This is a genomic window from Mycobacterium sp. IDUB_5 (assembly GCF_055419565.1).
This window is the reverse complement of the sequence record NZ_JBVAXX010000006.1, coordinates 487,428-503,544: the sequence shown is the minus strand read 5'-3', so window position 1 is coordinate 503,544 and position 16,117 is coordinate 487,428. Positions and strand designations below refer to the sequence as shown.

Genomic DNA, 16,117 nt, shown 5'->3' with positions numbered 1-16,117 from the left:
GAACTGCTCCACACACCAGTCGCAACCGCGGCCTGAAATTCACACCCCCGCGAGTCAACTGAACCCGGGGCAGTCCCAATGATCCGGCGTGCCGTGGGCGCGAAAGTATCGCTGCACGCGAGAGCGGGGCTTTGAGCTGGCGCAACTGGCATGCGACCGGCATCGAAGGTTCGCCCGCGTACGAAGCAGTGCTGTATTCCGATTCGCGGTTCAGCGGCGGCCTCGCAATAGAGTTCGGGCCATATGTGCTTCTTAACATGGCAAGGGGGATGCAAGGGAATCTCGGGGAGGCGCTTGCACTTCGGTGGACAGACAATGTGCCCTATACGCCGCATGCTGGCGAGGTGATAGCGAAGTCGCGCACGCATGGTTGGCTCGGGCTACAGATTGATGAAGAGATTGCAGCCATCGCAAGTCTGTTCCTCGGGGTGCGCTTGAAGTCAATCGGCATAACGAGGCTGTTCCGAGACGGATTTGGCCCAGTGGGTCATCCGTTCGCATCGAATAAGCAGCGACCAACCTGGCAACGACCCGAGAGGCCGATACTGCCCGACGTCGCGGCTGCAGACATATCTGTTGAGACTCTGCCGACGCTACTCAACCGGATTCCCAAGCTGAGCGCGGACGAATCGATTGTTTTTGTGCGTGCCGCCCGCCTCTACCAACTCGCGCTATGGGTGGCCGAGGAAGACCCCGAGCTTGCCTGGCTCGAGCTCATATCGGCTGCCGAAGTCGCAGCTACGGAATGGCGCGGCAGCACCATCGAACCCGCGGACGGCCTCCAGGCAGCCGCTCCCGATCTCGTTGAGCTACTGCTCGAGGCGAGCGGCCCCGAACTGGTCGGTAATGTCGCCCGAACGCTGGCCGACATGATCCGGGGCACGCAGCGATTCCTAAGCTTCATGACAACCTGGCAGCCCGACCCCCCAGCAGGCCGCTGTAGTCCGGCGGCGCAAGTTGATTGGGCTGAGCTGAAACGGCCCCTCTCGTTAATCTACCGTTACCGGTCGAAGAGACTCCACGGCGGCGAGCCCTTCCCATGGCCCCTTCTCGAGGCTCCCATGAACATCGACGGAGACCTCGGACCGACGGAGCGTCCTTTCGGTCTTACTTTCCTTGGAGGCCCCGACGTCGAATGGACAGCAGCGGACATACCTATGCATCTATGGGTCTTCGAGAAGTTGGTAAGGGGCGCCCTGCTCCGGTGGTTTTCCGAAAGCTTGGGAACCTCCGAAGTGACTCATTAGTCTTCCATTCCGCAAGCCATAGACGACGACCTGCGCATCGTAGGCGCGGGACTCGATTTTGCACGCTTGCGTATCCCCACAATTGAAAAGTGACAACGGGACCAGGACCGCGTCGGATACCGGGGCCCGAGGGTCGCGGGGGCTCAGATCATTGATTCGTCCCATGGCTCGTCGGGCGTTGTGGCGATGGCCGACTTCGAGCCCGCGATAGATGAGCCAGATTCGGCAGCGAGGTCTATCGCGGCGATCTCGGCCGCGATGTCGCGCTGCTGCTTGACCAGCGCTGCGAACGCAGGACCCGCGGTGTTCGGGTCGTCGATTGCCTTCGCGATCCGGTGCTGCAACCCAACTAGCAGCTTCCGCCGATCACCAGTCGTTGCCGCATCGACAACCGACATCGGCGCGGCCTTCCGCGGAGCCCGCTTCGTCGGCGCCTTCTCGCCCCCTTCACAGCGCGCAACTTGCGCTCAGTCATGGTCCAGTCCTTTCTGCGGCTCAGCCGCGCGCGAAAAACAGTGGGCAGAGCGGGCGGCGCCTATGCCTTGGGTGGCGGCAGGAAGCGTCGGCTACCGGGCCGGAACGCCCCTGGGTGGGGATAGTGGAGTCGGCAGGCCGTGATTACCCTCCGCGAGACTCGTACGTCGTGCAGGAAAAAAGTTCTTCATCTTGGTAAGGACAAGACGTTTCCGTGCCAGGGGGGGTGTTTGCCTATGCCCTGAGGGGCACCCGCGGGGGCAGGGGTGGGGTCACCCCCCAGGGGGCCGAGATGTCGGTCACCGTATCCGTTGCCATTCGGCGGTAGGAGCCCCTGCGCCTTCAAGCCCCGCCTTCTGGAACTCCGGGCTGATCTTGCGGTGAGAGTTGTCTGCCTGCGCCCGCTCACGACGACGCTCGCCTTGCTGGCGTTCGGCCTCCTTATCCGCGACACGTTCCATGTACTCGCCCAAGGTAGGCAGGCCGAGTTCAACTCCGTGGCATGCGAGGTGCCATGCGTTAATGCGCGCCCCCGCCCATGCTCGTTCTTCGCCGGCACGCTTGAAGGCCGCGCTGTCGGGTGCGGCCATGACGAGCAGCCTGTCAGGGATGCTCATATTCGCAGCCATGGCCAAAGCCATGAATCCCTGTGCTGCGGCGTCCCACATTGCCAACGCCTCTTTGACCGCGCCCCACAAACGCGTGGTCTCGGGTCCGCTGTTCGCGATCGTCAGAGTGTCGTCGAGGTCGTGGGTAGGGAGCTTCTCGACTGCTTGCTGGATCGCATCCGAGTATCGGTCGAGTGCCACGTCCCAGCTCTCCAGAATGCCATCGGCGTGCTCCACGATGGCACTCTCCACTTCCCGGTCGAAACGCTGCCGAGCTTGTGTACCGATGTTCACCTTGTTCAGTTCGGAGTTGAGGTGAAGGCGTTGCACCTCGGGGTCGTCGTGATAGTCGCGGCCAGCGGCAACTGCGTCGAGCACAGCACCGACGAGGTCGGACGACGCCGCGATGGAATCCACCTTCGCGAGTAACTCCGTGTGCCTGCCCATCAGCGCAGTGAGGTCACCGGGCAGCGCTACCTCGAGCTTGTCTGCGGACTGTTTGACGATCGTGAAGGTGACACTCATGGTGAGATTTTCCTTTCTGGGAAGAAGCTTGCTGGAGGCCAGCGCGGTCGTCAGCGCCCCTCGTCGTCGATGATGTATCCGTTGAACTTGCGCCAGCCGAGGGCTTCCGCCTTACGTCTGACTGTCCTTGTGCAGCAATCGAATTCGTTCGCGAGCTGCTCTTGTGTCTTCAATCGTGACAGCTCGACGGACATTGCGCCAGTTTGGTGTCCGATTTTGGACAAATGGAGGTTGACGGCGCTCAGCGTCTCCAGCATTGCCGGCGGAATCGGCTGACCACCTCGCCGCCGGCGAGCTATCGACTCAGCGTACTCATACGCAAGACGTCGAATGTGCTTGTCGTCCAACATTATTCGTCACCGCCTAGCCGGCCGGCGTTGATGGCTAACGGTCTTGCAGCCTTGGGCAGGCTGTCGAACCAGGACCCGCACAGAACCAGCGCGGGGCACCGTCGGCAGAGTTCGACGGCGGCATCACGCGCGGCCTGGAGCTGCTCGCGGTCACCTCCACGGCTGCCGATCGTGGCGTCGAACAACTCCCAGTCGCCGCGGCACAAAGCCCCGGGCAGGGCCGGCACCGATCCAAGACACTCCCAGACGCTCACTGGCCACCGCCCTGGGCGTCGGCGCACTCAGCGCAATCTGGCGGCGGCTGCGGGAGCCAGGCGTGGCGGGGGCACCGCGGCCCGTTCTCGGTCTCGATGACGCGAGGTTTGCTCTTAGCCGGCCGCCCCCCTTCCGTCGAGGGATCTTTTTCAGAATCCGCGAGGGCGTCGCCTGGTGACGTACCCGACTGAGGTAACCCCTTTCTTGTTTGGTCCTGATATGGAGGCACGACACCCGTGTCGTGTAATTGGGACACTGGTGTCGTGCTATTCGGGTCTTGGCGCGACACCCGTGTCGTGCTATTCGGGTCTTGGCACGACACCCGTGTCGTGCTCTTGGGGTCTTGGCACGACACCCGTGTCGTGCTATTCGGTATGGGTAGCAGCTCATAGACAGCCGCCCGGCGCCCCGCGGAGTTTGCTGTGCATCTGATCAAGCTGAGGCTGAGCCCGCGGGCGAGTGCCCTGTCCACCGTCCTTGTCGACAGTCCCGTCTTCGCGGCGAGCACCTGCACGCCCGGTCGTGCATTACGGCCAGTGTCGAAGTCCGCGAACTCTTGGAGGGTCAGCAGAGCCACCCGCTCGCCCACTGACAGGTGCTGCAAGCCCAAGACGTGAAGGCGCCACACGCGCCGCTCGGCAGGGGTCACCATTCGGCCTCACCCGCTGGGGGAAGGTTGGGCATGCGTGGCCGCCAGACTCCGGCGTCGTCTTGCTCTACGAGTCCCAGGTCGGCACCGCGGTCGATGGCCCGCCTTACGGTGCGAAGGTCGACACCCATCGTCTTGACGACGTATTGCTCTTGCCGATGTTCGGCCGCTGTCCGTATGCCACGCCGCCGGCGGCGTTCTGCGCGGTTCATGCGCCACCGCCAGCGGATCGTGTCGCGCACGGGATCATCCGCGTCACGCCGTTGTCGTGCCGACAGAAGCTGTTCGGTTCGGCTCCGCAGTTGGCGCAGTGGCGGTCAATTCCCCCGTCGGCGTATGCCTCTATGACGGGGCCGCGAGACTGGCGGCGGCCTGGGCCGATTGGTCCCTGAGTTGCTTGACTGTCGCCGGAGTCGTTCACTTTACGACACCGCCAAAAGGCTGCATTTGGGCGTCGAGCTGGTTGAGGTCGACGCGGACAAGCCGCCGGCCATTACGGAATCCAGTGAGCCGGCCGTCGGCAATCATCTGACGGATCGTGCGGTCGGTAACGCCGAGGTACTCGGCGGCTTGTTTCAGGGTCGCATAGCGACGAGCCATTGGTGTCTCCAAAGCAGTGGGCGTGACAAATGGAGCCCCACTGCAGGGACGACGCTGGGCCTACGTCTTTGGGTGGACTTACCTCGCGCGCCTTGGTCCAAGGTGCGGGTGTGCCTTCGCCACCTACTTGCACGTTTCCCACGAAAAGCCTGGCCGGTACTACAGGGCCAATGCCACTCCGGTCGAACCTGGCTTTTCGGTGGCTGAGACGCTACCCGGATCGATCGAACTTCCGCTAGATGCAGGGACTTACCGCGTGTCGCCGTGCCTTACCGCCAAGTCGGAAAGCTGTTCGGCGATCTTCCGGTCCCGACCCTGCGCAACGTGTTGGTAGCGCATCGCGGCCTGCGGCGTCGAATGTCCGAGTCGAGCCATAAGCTCGGCCAGACTGGCGCCGGTCGCCGCGGCGAGCACGGCACCGGAATGCCGCAGATCGTGCCAGCGCAGGTCTCTACGGCCGGCGATATCGCGGGCCTTATACCAGTGCCGGTAGAGCGTCGAGGGCTGCAGGTGTCCACCATGATCGGCGGCGAAAATCAGCGAATCATGCTGTCTCGCAACATACTTGGAGAGGTGCATCTCGATCTGCGGAATGATGTGAGGTGGTATCGCGACGTCGCGGACGCCGGCGTCGGACTTCGGTGTGGTCACGGCGTATTCGCCCTGCGTTCGCACTGCGGCGCGGCGAATCCTAATGACCTGGTCTGACAAGTCGATGTCGCCGCGGCGCAGCTCCACCGTTTCGCCGAACCGCATGGCGCACCACGACGCGAACAGCACCATCAGCTGCAGGCGTTCGGGCATCGCCGCGGTCACCGTGGCGAGTTCATCGATCGACGCTGGGCGAATCCTGTGGACTCGCTTGGCGCGGCCAGCGCCGGTGATCCGGCACGGGTTGGCGTCAAGCAACTCGTCGGTGACCGCACTGCCCAGGATGGTGCGCAGCAGCGAGTAGGCGTGCGAGCGCAGCGTCGGCCGATCCGGGAGGGTCATCGCGTACCAGTCGCGGACGTCCTTTGGCTTGATGGTCGACACCTGACGATTGCCGAACGTGGGCAGCAGGTGGTCGTCGAGGATCTTGGCGTAGTGCTCGCGGGTGCGGGCTTTGATGGGGCGGCCGGCGACCTGGCGGCCGTCGAGCCATGCGGCGGCGTAGGCGCCGAATGTGACGGGGTCGGTGCGGTCGTCGTCGGCGGTGTCCCAGACGTTGCGGTCGATGTCTCGGCGCTTAGCGACGATGTAGGCCTCGGCGTCGATTCTGGCGGCGAAGGTGTTAGGGGCTGGCCGCCGGAGGCCGTCTGGGCCGGTGTAGCGGACTTGGTAGCGGCCCGATGGCAACTTGCGGATGGTGGCGAATGACCGCTTGTCGCGGGTGGCTGCCATGGGCTCTCCTGTGGTCCACTATCGCGAAAATGTATCGCGCTCGTGCCCGATACGTGCCCAATGAACCTACATCAGGTTCCGCTTGGCTCCGTTTGACTCATGCGATACTGTGTGACGTGTCGCCTGATCAGAGGGCTTCTTGCAGGTCAGACACATGATCGGAAAACCGCAGCAAGTCAACTTCAATCCCAGTATCGCGCACCACATTTCACAATCGGTCACAGGCCGATCTTGACCACCTGGACGTCGACAGTCTGATTGGTCTCAGGCTTGAACATCGTGCCGAACATCGTCGCGCCGTCGAACGAGAGCGTCAGGCCCTCCGACGTCACCCCACTCCACGTCCCGTTCTGCAGCCGCATGTCAGCCGTCCAGTCGCCCGCGTTGAACCTGACGCAATCGGGCCCACACGGCGACGTGAACACCCCTTGTTTGGCGCCATCGGCAACGGCGCCGCGACCATTGGTGACCGTGATGGAGTACGGCCCCTCCAACGTGTCGGCCGTCGCCACACCGGCCAGCCCGACGGCCGCGCCGATCACCGTCACCGCCACGATGGCTCCCCGTGCGTTAGCTCCCATGATTGCCCCCTCGGTTGGACGCCGACGTCGTCGCCGGCGTTTGGCGTCAGTATCACCGCAGCGCAGGGGGATTTGCTGAGATTCGCCATAAATGGCGCGCACGGCCTAGCTCCTCTGTTTTTTGCCAACGGAACAACATGATGAAGGCCGTCGGATGCGTGAACGGCGCCGTAGCCAACCGCACCCCCCGCTGCACCAGACATCTGTTGCTGCTAACCGGTGGCGCGGCACTATGCCAACGATTTCTGACACCCCGCTGTGAACTTCCCAAAGCCGATCGCGGCCACCAGTGGATCGACAGGCAATCAGGGTGGTTTCTCGAATGTTGGCTGCACATCATCGACGCCAGCACCTGCCGGGACCTCCGCTCGCCCGGCCGACACCATCGACCAGGAGAACGACATGCCGAACCGACTCATCGCCGCGACTGCCGGACTGCTCACCGGAGCAGCCATGCTCACCGCCTCCTTGAGCGGTGCCGCCATCTCACAAGCGTCCAGCGGCGTCGACCAGCAGGGCACCTACCCCAAGCCCGCCAGCTACGACGGAATCCAAGGCGGCGTGGCGCTGTGCAGCCAGCACGGCATCAAGATGCCGTGTGGGCCGAACTTCACGCCGGGCATCACGAAGTCCAACAACGAGGGCTGATGCCCCTTCTGCAGACCCATTGATCGAACATATGATCGAACGGTGGGTCTGCAACAGATCGGCCACGGCGGGCAGCCCCTGCGGACGGTGTTCCGCCGGGTGCACCCGCCTGTCGCCGTTTTGGTCGACCTCGTCGCGATGTTCCCGCGCGAACCCCACAGCGCCGGCCGCTACCACCCCCACGGACTCCAGATGGACACCATCGTCGAGGGTCGACTCTCCTGCTGGGGCCTCGGCGAACAAGGCGGCTGGTGGGGGCTGGTCACCTACTCCGTCAGCTTCGGCGGAGATAAGCAGACCGTGACCCACTGGGTGCCCGCCTGGGTGCTGAAGATGAAGTAGCCCTTTGATGTTCGCCACACATCCGCCCCGTTGTCCCAGCACAGCCACTCCGGAATGCCAGTGGCCGATTGACGGTGGGCTATCCGCAGGACGAAGCTGAGTCGGTGATCGAGTTGAGTGAGCAGCAGATCATCGACCAGGTGGCCCAGCGTCTGGCCGATACCCACGCGTCGGTGGCACCAGACCGTGTGGCCGCGGTGGTGCACGAGGAGTACGCGCGGTTCACCGGTCGCCCCATCCGCGACTTCATCCCGCTGTTCGTCGAACGCAATGCCAAGGCAGAACTGAGCCGTCTCGGCTCCTGACACCCTGATCGTTATCGATTTTGTAGCAGAGATCTACCTTGCTATTAGGTCGCTCTCAGGTTCGGCTCTTACCGTCATTCTCATCACGTTCTGACAAGACAACCCCGATACGCTCGGCCCGCCACCAACCCCCCTCAGGTGGCGGGCCGAGATCGTGTCCGGGCAGTCGAAACCCTCCGTCGCAGAGGCGCAACCGGATAGTGTTGGCGCTCCAGCAACCAACCGGCGACCAAAGGGTGGGACATGATTCGCGAGATGGCGGCTTCGACGCTGATCGGCCTGGCCGCATTGGGCGCGGCACCCGTGGCCGCCGCCGACCCGGGTCCCATCTATTTCGACGAGCCGGGGCATTACGCCAACGACGTTCCCGGCATGCTCTACGACGCGCATCTGACGGCGCCCTGCACCAACATGGAACGCTTCACGTTCGGACGCGGACGCGGTGGCGAGGCAATGCAGTGCCGCTGGATCCCCAACCAGTGGCCGCCGGTGTACACCGGTTTCTGGCAGATCACCTACGACCTCAAGGGTGTGCAGGACATCGGGTCGCCGTGCCCCAATTCACAATCGGCCGCACAGGCCCCCGACGGGCGCCCGCTGGTGTGCATGGGCGCCCAGGGCTGGCAGGCCGGCATCTACAACCGCGCAGGCTTCACGCCGATCAACTAGCGGAACTGCGCAGCGTGCGGCTGGGCTCGGTGCCGAAGATCTCCTTGTACGCGCTGCTGAACCGGCCCGGATGGGTGAACCCGCAGCGGCCGGCGATCGAGGTGACCGTGTCGCGGGCCGGGTCCGCCGATTTCAACTCGCGGTGAGCCCGCTCCAGACGAATCCGACGCAGGTATTCCAGCGGCGTCGTGCCCACATGCTCGCGAAACGCGTACTGGATCGCTCGCGGTGTCACATCGGCTGCCGCAGAGATGTCGCGGATCGTGATGTCGTACTGCGCGTTGTCGTGGATGAAGTCCAGGGCGCGGCGCAGCATCCGTGGGTGCTGTGTCTTGATCTTCTCGTCAGGGCGCATCTTCGGACGGGTTCCCGGACTTCCGCCAGAACGAAACTTCCGAGTGATTCACACCACTGCATGCCACGATCGACCCATGACTGACCGCATCGAAGTGTCCCGAACCATCGCCGCAGCTCCCGAGGCTGTCTTCGCCGTGCTGTGCGACCCGCAAGGCCACGTCGCGATCGACGCCACCGGAATGCTGCAGGACGCCGACGGCGACCCGGTGCGCGCCGTCGGCGACACCTTCGTCGTGCACATGGACCGTGAGGCCCTCAACGACTTCCCCATGGGCCGCTACGACGTCACCGTCGAGATCGCGCAGTTCGAGCAGGACCGGCTGATCGCCTGGACCATCCTCGGACAGATCCGCCCCCAGATCGGCCACGTCTACGGCTATCGCCTCGAGCCGAACGGCGAGGACACGCTGGTCACCTCGTTCTACGACTGGTCGGCTATCGACCAGCAGTGGCGCGAAGCCGGGATCTTTCCGGTGGTGTCCGAGCTGGCGCTGCGGGGCACGTTGGGCATCCTCGATCGGACGGTCCGGCGCGGATACCCCCGGTCAACTCAGGGTTGACGCTAGGCACGCGTCAACCTACGGTTGACGCATGCCCGACGCTCGCATCAACCACCCCGTCCGCCTCGACGACCTCATCGAGGCGATCACCCACGTCCACGACCAACCGCTCGACCAGCTGACCGACGCAGTGCTGGCCGCCGAAGCACTCGGTGAGGTCGCCGACCATCTGATCGGCCACTTCGTCGACCAGGCACGCCGGTCGGGCGCCTCGTGGACCGACATCGGCAAATGCATGGGCGTCACCAAGCAGGCCGCCCAGAAGCGCTTCGTTCCCAAGACCCCGACCGACGCCGCAGCGATGGACCCGAACGCCGGCTTCCAGCGCTTCACCCCACGCGCCCGCGCTGTCATCGTCGAAGCGCAGAACCGCGCCCACGCTGCCCGCAACGCCGAGATCGGTCCCGCGCACCTCGTGCTCGGCCTCGCCGCCGATCCGACCGGGCTCGCGGCCCGTCTGCTCGCCGACCAGGGCATCGACGCCCCGGCCATCACGAACGCGATCACCCTGCCCGAACCCGTCGACGCGGTACCGGCACTGATCCCCTTCGACGCTCGCGCCAAGAAGGCCCTCGAGTTGACGTTCCGGCAGGCACTGCGCCTCGGCCACAACTACATCGGCACCGAACACCTGCTGCTCGCGCTCTACGACGACGAGAGCGACGACGGCGTGCTGCACCGACTCGGCATCGACGTCGAGCGGTTCGAACGCGACCTGCGCGCGGCCCTGGAGGCCTTCACCGAGCCGTGAGCGGCGTATCCCGCCGACGGCCTGTGCCGGTGTGCGATCATGCCAGGACGTCTACGAGGGGACCGGACATGCGACGCTGGCTCGTCATCGTGCTCGCCGCCACCATGGGCATGCTGGGAGGCGTCCTCGCGCCCCCCGCCGGTGCCGCGGTGATCCCGATCGGACGGCTGGGCGACACGCTGCGTGTCGAGTTCGAAGGCCTCGTCGCCGACGTCGCGGTTCTCGGCGTCAACCCCTCACCGGTGCCGCCCGGCTTCGGCTATCCGCCGCGGGCCCCGCGGTACCAGGTGTACCGGGCCGATGTCACGATCACCCCGGTGAAGCTGCCCACCCCCTATGCGATGGGCATCACCTACGCGTTTCGCGGCGTGACCCCGACCGGCGACGCATACGAGCCCCGCAACAGCGACGCCCCCGACGCGCTGCAGTACGGCATGCAGAACGCGCAGGTCGGTCGCACGTTCACCGGTGGCGTGTGGTGGGACTGCTACCGGGACCTGGTGTCCAACGTCGTGCTGATCGACCGCATCACCGGCATCCGCCTGGCTCAGTGGAACGTCGCCTGAGCCTGCACATCGTCGCGGCCGACCCCGCCCGACTCGACGAACTCGTCGACGTCGCGGCACGCACCTTTCCGCTGGCCTGTCCCCCGTCGTGCACCGCAGACGACGTGGCCGCCTTCATCACCGAGAACCTCACCCCCGATCGCTTCGCCGCCTACCTGAGCGACCCCAACCGGACGGTGCTCACCGCCATCGAGGACGACCGGATTGTCGGTTACGCCATGCTGATCGGCGGCGTTCCCGACGATCCCGACGTCGTCGCCGCGGTGACCGCGCGCCCGACGATCGAACTGTCGAAGATGTACGTGCTGCCCGACGCGCACGGTGCCGGCGCCTCTGCAGCCCTGATGTCGGCCGCGCTGCACCACGCCGGCACAGCAGCCTCGGTGTGGCTCGGCGTCAATCAGAAAAACGTTCGCGCACAACGCTTTTACCGCAAGAACGGCTTCGAGGTCACCGGCACCAAGTCGTTCCGGCTGGGTGATCACATCGAAGCGGACTACGTGATGGTGCGCCCCGTCTGACCGGCGGCGGTCAGCGCCAGCAGTCGCGACGTCGCCCGCAGGTACTTCTTGCGGAAGCCGCCGGCCAGCATCTCTTCACTGAAGACGGTGTCGAGCTTGGCGCCGGACGCGACCACCGGGACACCGGCGTCGTAGAGCCGATCGGTCAGCGACACCAACCGCAGCGCGACGTTCTGGTCGTCGAGCGGATGCACACCCGTCAGGAACACCTCGGTGACGCCTTCGATCAGCGTCAGGTACCGCGACGGATGCATCGTCGCCAGATGTGCGCACAGCGCGTCGAAGTCGTCGAGCGTCGCGCCCGGCACCTCCGCGGCACGCTCGGTGACTTCGGCGTCGCTGAGCGGCTCGGGTGCGGGAGGCAGATCACGGTGCCGGTAGTCGGGGCCCTCGATACGCACTGTCGTGAACATCGCTGCGAGCGTGTTGATCTCGCGCAGGAAATCCTGTGCGGCGAACCGGCCCTCGCCGAGCTGCTCGGGCAGCGTGTTCGACGTCGCCGCCACCGACACCCCCTTCTCGACCAGCGCGGAGAGCAGCCGGGAGATCAGCGTGGTGTTGCCGGGGTCGTCGAGCTCGAACTCGTCGATGCACAGCAGGGTGTAGTCGGCGAGTAACTCGATGCACTCGACGAATCCGAACACGCCCGCCAACTGAGTCAGCTCGCCGAAGGTCGCGAACGCCTTCTGCCCCTCGACCGCGTAATAGGACGAGGCGAGCAGATGGGTCTTGCCGACACCGAAGCCCCCGTCGAGATACACACCGACGCCGGGCAGCACCTCTCGCTTACCGAACAGCTTCTTCTTGCCTGCGCGACGCTGCACCGCCTGCTCGCAGAACTGGCGGCACGTCTGCACCGCGGACGCCTGCGTGGGCTCGCCGGGATCGGGCCGGTAGGTGTCGAAGCTGACGTCGGCGAATGTCGGCGGCGGAACCAGCTGGGCGACCAACCTCTCCGGGGTGACGCTGGGATGGCGGTCGGTCAGGTGCGAGACCTCACCGGAGTCGAGGCTGGACGTGGGGCTGGACCCGTGCATGCAGGCACCCTATCGGCGTGCTGAGATTCTGCGTATGGGCACCTGTATGGGCAATGACGCGGACGGGACACAGTTCACAGTGCTCGGCTCGGTAGACGCGATCGACCGCGCCGAGCTGATCACCCGGTACGCCTACCCCGGCGAGCGGTGGGTGCGGGCCAACATGATCGCCTCGGCCGACGGCGGAGCAACAAGCGCCGGCACGTCCGGGGGTCTCGGCGGCGCCGGAGACAAGGCCGTGTTCTCGGTGCTGCGCGAACTGGCCGACGTGATCCTCGTCGGCGCGGCGACGGTGCGTGCCGAGGACTACTCGGGGGTGTCCGTCACCGCCGAGCAGCGCGCGGCCCGCGAGGCCCGCGGTCAGGCCGCCGTCCCCCCGATCGCGATGCTCACCCGATCCGGCTCGGTCGACCCCGACGCGGCGATCTTCCAGCGCACCGAGGTGCCGCCGATCGTGTTCACCAGCGCGGCCGCCGCGCCCGAGACACAGCTCACGCTGGGCGATCTGGCCGAGGTGATCGACGTGTCCGGATCGGACCCCGAGTCGCTGGAGTTGTCGCAAGCGGTGAGCGTGCTCGCCGACCGCGGCTTGGGGCGAGTGCTCGCCGAGGGCGGGCCCGGGATCCTCGGCAGGCTGATCGCCGCCGACCTGCTCGACGAGTTGTGTCTGACCGTCGCGCCGGTGCTCGTCGGCGGAGCGGCCGGACGCATCGTCACCGGAGACGGCGACGAGCAGACCCCCCTGCGCCTGCTGCACGTCCTCAGTGACGACGCCGGATACCTGTTCCTGCGCTACGCCCGCGCCGCCGAGGATCGGTGAGCGCCATCAGTACTGTGGTCGGCATGCGTCGATCGGTGCCGGCAGTGCTTGCGGTGACGGTGTCGTTGCTGACCGCGTGCTCCCCCGGGCTGGCCGCCAACCCGCGCTACGCCACCGATTCTGGGGCGACTCCGCAAGGTGCGGTGACGACCAGCGAGAAGCCGGCGGGGCCGCCTGCCATCGAAGTGCCGAAGAACGAGCTCTCGTGGCGTGACTGCACGTCGCGGGTGTTCAGCGAGGCCGCGGTCCAACCTCCCCCGGGAGTCACGCTGGACTGCGCCAGCTACGACGCCGACCTGGACCCGATCGCCGGGGCCACCGGGTCGGTCAGCATCGGCGTGGTGCGCGCCAAGTCAGCCCAGACTCCCGCCGACGCGGGTCCGCTGGTGATGACGACCGGCTCCGATCTGCCGTCCTCGGTGCAACTCCCGGCCTGGCTGGCGGGCGCAGGCACCGACGTGCTGGCCAAGCATCCCGTCGTCGCAGTCGATCGTCGCGGCATCGGCATGTCGGGCGCGCTGGACTGCCGCGACGTGTTCGACCGCCAGGAGATGTTCGAGCAGGCCCAGTTCCAGTCGGGCGACGACCCGGTCGCCAACCTCGGCACGATCACGATGACCGCGACCACGAGCTGCACCGACACCATCGCCCCCGGCGACTCGGCCTACGACAACGCCCATGCCGCTGAGGACCTCGAGCGCCTGCGCACCACGTGGGACGTGCCAGCGCTGGCGCTCCTCGGCGTCGGGAACGGCGCGCAGGTGGCACTGGCCTACGCCGGTTCGCACCCCAACAAGGTCGCCCGCCTGGTGTTGGATTCGCCGCTGCCGCTGGGCATCTCGGCCGAGGCAGCGACAGAGCAGCGCGTCAAAGGTGAGCAGGCCGCGCTGGACGCGTGGGCCACGCGGTGCGCGGCCAGCAACTGCCCGCTGCCCGATCCCAAGAACGCCGTCGACACGCTGCTGGCATCGGCCCGCGCCGGCAACGGACCCGGTGGGGCATCAGTGGCCGCGGTCGCCGACGCGATCGCCACGGCGCTGGCGTTCCCCCAGGGCAATCGCGTGGACGCGGGCCGCGACCTCGCTCAGGCGATCGCCGACGCCAACGACGGGGACACCAACGGGCTCAACAACCTGATCAACACCGCCGAGACGCTGCGCCAGACCGACGGGCAGTTCGTCAACTCCTGCAGCGACGCGTTGAACCGGCCCACCCCCGACCGGGTGCGCGAACTCGTCGTCGAATGGGGCAAGCGCTATCCGCAGTTCGGGACCGTCGGTGCGCTCGACATGGTGAAGTGCCTGAACTGGCCGAGTGGTACCGCGCCGAAGGAACCGCAGGGCCTGACCACGCCGACGCTGCTGCTGGGCGTGCAGAACGATCCCGTCGTCGGCAACGAGGGGGTCGCGGCCGTCGCCGCGACCGCGATCAACGCCGGTTCGACCAACAGGCGGGTGATCTGGCAGGGCATCGGTCACGGCGCGACCGTGTACTCGGCGTGCGCGCTGCCACCGGTGCTCGGCTACCTCGACACCGGGACGCTGCCGGCCACCGACACGTACTGCCCGGCCTGACGCCACCCTCACCTGCCGCTACGGTACGGTGCCTGACGTGCGTGATCTTGTGGTGAAAGCGTTCAGGCCCCGCACCTCTGCACCCACCACCGCTGCCGTTCTGCGTTCGGTCCTCTGGCCGCTGGCGATCCTGTCGGTGATCCACCGCAGCTACGTGTTGGTGTTCAACCGCTACATCACCGACGACTTCGCCCCGGTGTACCGCGCCGTCATCAACTTCAAGTTCGGCTGGGACATCTACAACGAACACTTCGACTACGTCGACCCGCACTACCTGTATCCGCCGGGCGGCACGCTGATCATGGCGCCCTTCGGCTACCTGCCCGAAGTGGCGTCGCGGAACTGGTTCATCTTCTTCAACACCGTGGCCATCATCGCGGCCGGGTACTTTCTGCTGCGCCTGTTCGGCTACACGCTGAGCTCGGTCGCCGCGCCCGCTCTGCTGCTCGCGATGTTCTGCACCGAGTCCGTCACCAACACGCTGGTGTTCGGCAACATCAACGGTGTCATGCTGCTGCTCGAGGTGCTCTTCTTCCGCTGGCTGCTGGACGGCAATCGCAGCCACGAATGGTGGGCCGGGGTGAGCATCGGGCTGACGCTGGTGGTCAAACCACTGCTCGCGCCGCTGCTGCTGCTGCCGGTGCTCAACCGGCAGTGGCGGGTCCTGGTCACCGCGATCGCCGTACCGGTCGCGTTCAATCTCGCTGCCTGGCCGCTGATCTCGGACCCCATGAACTTCGTCACCCGCACGGTGCCCTACATCTTCTCCACCCGCGATTATTTCAACAGCTCGATTCTGGGTAACGGTCTCTATTTCGGGCTGCCGACGTGGCTGATCCTGACTTTGCGCGTCGTCTTCGCCGCACTCGGCGCAGCAGCGCTGTGGCTGTTGTACCGGTACTACCGCACCCGCGACCAGTTCTTCTGGATGCTGACCTCCTCGGGCGTCCTGCTCGTCACCTCGTGGCTGGTGCTCTCCCTCGGTCAGGGCTACTACTCGATCGCGCTGTTCCCGTTCCTGATGACGGTCGTGCTGCCGAACTCGGTACTGCGCAACTGGGTCGCCTGGCTCGCTACCTACGGGTTCTTGACCATGGACCGCTGGCTGCTGTGGCAGCTTCCGTCGACCGGACGGGCGCTGGAGTACCTCAAGATCACCTACGGCTGGTCACTGATGGTGATCGTGGTGTTCTGCGTGCTGCTCTTCCGCTACCTGGATGCACGGCGCGACGGGAGGCTGGCCGACGGGATCGACCCGCCCTGGCTGCACCCCACCGCCCGGGCCGCTGAGTAGC

20 protein-coding genes are annotated in these 16,117 nt (G+C 65.8%); 12 read left to right on the top strand and 8 right to left on the bottom strand.

Annotated features, from left to right (window positions below):
* Positions 1 to 188 precede the first annotated feature (188 nt).
* Positions 189 to 1,247, top strand: coding sequence for a hypothetical protein (locus ACZY1G_RS22490; protein WP_463823638.1), 1,059 nt, complete (start codon positions 189 to 191; stop codon positions 1,245 to 1,247).
* Between the two features lie 143 nt (positions 1,248 to 1,390).
* Here ACZY1G_RS22490 and ACZY1G_RS22485 read toward each other — a convergent pair whose 3' ends face one another.
* The 6 genes from ACZY1G_RS22485 to ACZY1G_RS22460 all read right to left on the bottom strand — a co-directional run bounded on the left by ACZY1G_RS22485 (position 1,391) and on the right by ACZY1G_RS22460 (position 6,672).
* Entirely contained in the window at positions 1,391 to 1,591 is a 201-nt protein-coding gene (locus ACZY1G_RS22485) for a hypothetical protein (protein ID WP_463823637.1), read from the bottom strand.
* A 429-nt stretch (positions 1,592 to 2,020) separates the two neighbouring features.
* Complete coding sequence (locus tag ACZY1G_RS22480) at positions 2,021 to 2,854, bottom strand: hypothetical protein (RefSeq protein WP_463823636.1); 834 nt, start codon at positions 2,852 to 2,854, stop codon at positions 2,021 to 2,023.
* A gap of 50 nt (positions 2,855 to 2,904) precedes the next feature.
* The gene (locus ACZY1G_RS22475; protein WP_463823635.1) at positions 2,905 to 3,204 is read right to left on the bottom strand and encodes a hypothetical protein; all 300 of its coding nucleotides are present in this window, start codon (positions 3,202 to 3,204) and stop codon (positions 2,905 to 2,907) included.
* Positions 3,205 to 4,525: 1,321 nt separating this feature from the next.
* Positions 4,526 to 4,708 (bottom strand): excisionase family DNA-binding protein, encoded by a 183-nt coding sequence (locus ACZY1G_RS22470; protein WP_463823634.1) that lies wholly within the window; start codon positions 4,706 to 4,708, stop codon positions 4,526 to 4,528.
* A 249-nt stretch (positions 4,709 to 4,957) separates the two neighbouring features.
* Positions 4,958 to 6,091: a tyrosine-type recombinase/integrase gene (locus ACZY1G_RS22465; protein WP_463823633.1), complete on the bottom strand. Its 1,134-nt coding sequence runs from the start codon at positions 6,089 to 6,091 to the stop codon at positions 4,958 to 4,960.
* A gap of 218 nt (positions 6,092 to 6,309) precedes the next feature.
* A complete protein-coding gene (locus ACZY1G_RS22460) occupies positions 6,310 to 6,672 on the bottom strand; it encodes a hypothetical protein (RefSeq protein ID WP_463823632.1) in 363 nt (120 codons plus the stop codon).
* Between the two features lie 402 nt (positions 6,673 to 7,074).
* Here ACZY1G_RS22460 and ACZY1G_RS22455 point away from each other — a divergent pair, with 402 nt between their 5' ends.
* The 4 genes from ACZY1G_RS22455 (at position 7,075) to ACZY1G_RS22440 (ending at position 8,636) form a co-directional block, all read left to right on the top strand.
* Positions 7,075 to 7,320, top strand: a complete 246-nt coding sequence (locus ACZY1G_RS22455; RefSeq protein WP_463816680.1) for a hypothetical protein — start codon at positions 7,075 to 7,077, stop codon at positions 7,318 to 7,320.
* Positions 7,321 to 7,368: 48 nt separating this feature from the next.
* The gene (locus tag ACZY1G_RS22450; RefSeq protein ID WP_463817170.1) at positions 7,369 to 7,662 is read left to right on the top strand and encodes a hypothetical protein; all 294 of its coding nucleotides are present in this window, start codon (positions 7,369 to 7,371) and stop codon (positions 7,660 to 7,662) included.
* 104 nt (positions 7,663 to 7,766) lie between these two features.
* On the top strand, positions 7,767 to 7,967 hold the full coding sequence (locus ACZY1G_RS22445) for a three-helix bundle dimerization domain-containing protein (RefSeq protein WP_463816681.1): 201 nt from the start codon (positions 7,767 to 7,769) through the stop codon (positions 7,965 to 7,967).
* Between the two features lie 243 nt (positions 7,968 to 8,210).
* A complete protein-coding gene (locus ACZY1G_RS22440) occupies positions 8,211 to 8,636 on the top strand; it encodes a hypothetical protein (protein ID WP_463823631.1) in 426 nt (141 codons plus the stop codon).
* On the opposite strand, the gene ACZY1G_RS22435 is transcribed toward ACZY1G_RS22440, so the two are convergent.
* Positions 8,629 to 8,991 (bottom strand): helix-turn-helix transcriptional regulator, encoded by a 363-nt coding sequence (locus ACZY1G_RS22435; protein ID WP_335331548.1) that lies wholly within the window; start codon positions 8,989 to 8,991, stop codon positions 8,629 to 8,631. The two genes, ACZY1G_RS22440 and ACZY1G_RS22435, sit on opposite strands and share 8 nt — an antisense overlap.
* Positions 8,992 to 9,067: 76 nt before the next feature.
* Between ACZY1G_RS22435 and ACZY1G_RS22430 the strand changes: the two genes are divergently transcribed.
* From ACZY1G_RS22430 to ACZY1G_RS22415, 4 genes are all read left to right on the top strand, one after another.
* The gene (locus ACZY1G_RS22430; RefSeq protein ID WP_463823630.1) at positions 9,068 to 9,553 is read left to right on the top strand and encodes an SRPBCC family protein; all 486 of its coding nucleotides are present in this window, start codon (positions 9,068 to 9,070) and stop codon (positions 9,551 to 9,553) included.
* Positions 9,554 to 9,584: 31 nt separating this feature from the next.
* Positions 9,585 to 10,304, top strand: coding sequence for a Clp protease N-terminal domain-containing protein (locus ACZY1G_RS22425; protein WP_463816684.1), 720 nt, complete (start codon positions 9,585 to 9,587; stop codon positions 10,302 to 10,304).
* 68 nt (positions 10,305 to 10,372) lie between these two features.
* The gene (locus tag ACZY1G_RS22420; RefSeq protein ID WP_463816685.1) at positions 10,373 to 10,870 is read left to right on the top strand and encodes a hypothetical protein; all 498 of its coding nucleotides are present in this window, start codon (positions 10,373 to 10,375) and stop codon (positions 10,868 to 10,870) included.
* Positions 10,855 to 11,391 carry a GNAT family N-acetyltransferase gene (locus ACZY1G_RS22415; protein WP_463816686.1) on the top strand — a complete coding sequence of 179 codons (537 nt, stop codon included), beginning with the start codon at positions 10,855 to 10,857 and terminating at the stop codon, positions 11,389 to 11,391. Before ACZY1G_RS22420 ends, ACZY1G_RS22415 begins: the two co-directional genes overlap by 16 nt.
* Here ACZY1G_RS22415 and zapE read toward each other — a convergent pair.
* Complete coding sequence (gene zapE / locus ACZY1G_RS22410) at positions 11,367 to 12,428, bottom strand: cell division protein ZapE (protein ID WP_463816687.1); 1,062 nt, start codon at positions 12,426 to 12,428, stop codon at positions 11,367 to 11,369. The two genes, ACZY1G_RS22415 and zapE, sit on opposite strands and share 25 nt — an antisense overlap.
* Positions 12,429 to 12,474: 46 nt before the next feature.
* Here zapE and ACZY1G_RS22405 point away from each other — a divergent pair, with 46 nt between their 5' ends.
* The 3 genes from ACZY1G_RS22405 to aftC are packed head-to-tail and all read left to right on the top strand — an operon-like array spanning position 12,475 to position 16,116.
* Positions 12,475 to 13,248, top strand: coding sequence for a pyrimidine reductase family protein (locus ACZY1G_RS22405; protein ID WP_463823629.1), 774 nt, complete (start codon positions 12,475 to 12,477; stop codon positions 13,246 to 13,248).
* A gap of 23 nt (positions 13,249 to 13,271) precedes the next feature.
* Complete coding sequence (locus ACZY1G_RS22400) at positions 13,272 to 14,822, top strand: alpha/beta fold hydrolase (RefSeq protein ID WP_463823662.1); 1,551 nt, start codon at positions 13,272 to 13,274, stop codon at positions 14,820 to 14,822.
* A 37-nt stretch (positions 14,823 to 14,859) separates the two neighbouring features.
* A complete protein-coding gene (aftC, locus tag ACZY1G_RS22395) occupies positions 14,860 to 16,116 on the top strand; it encodes an arabinofuranan 3-O-arabinosyltransferase (RefSeq protein WP_463823628.1) in 1,257 nt (418 codons plus the stop codon).
* Position 16,117 lies beyond the last annotated feature (1 nt).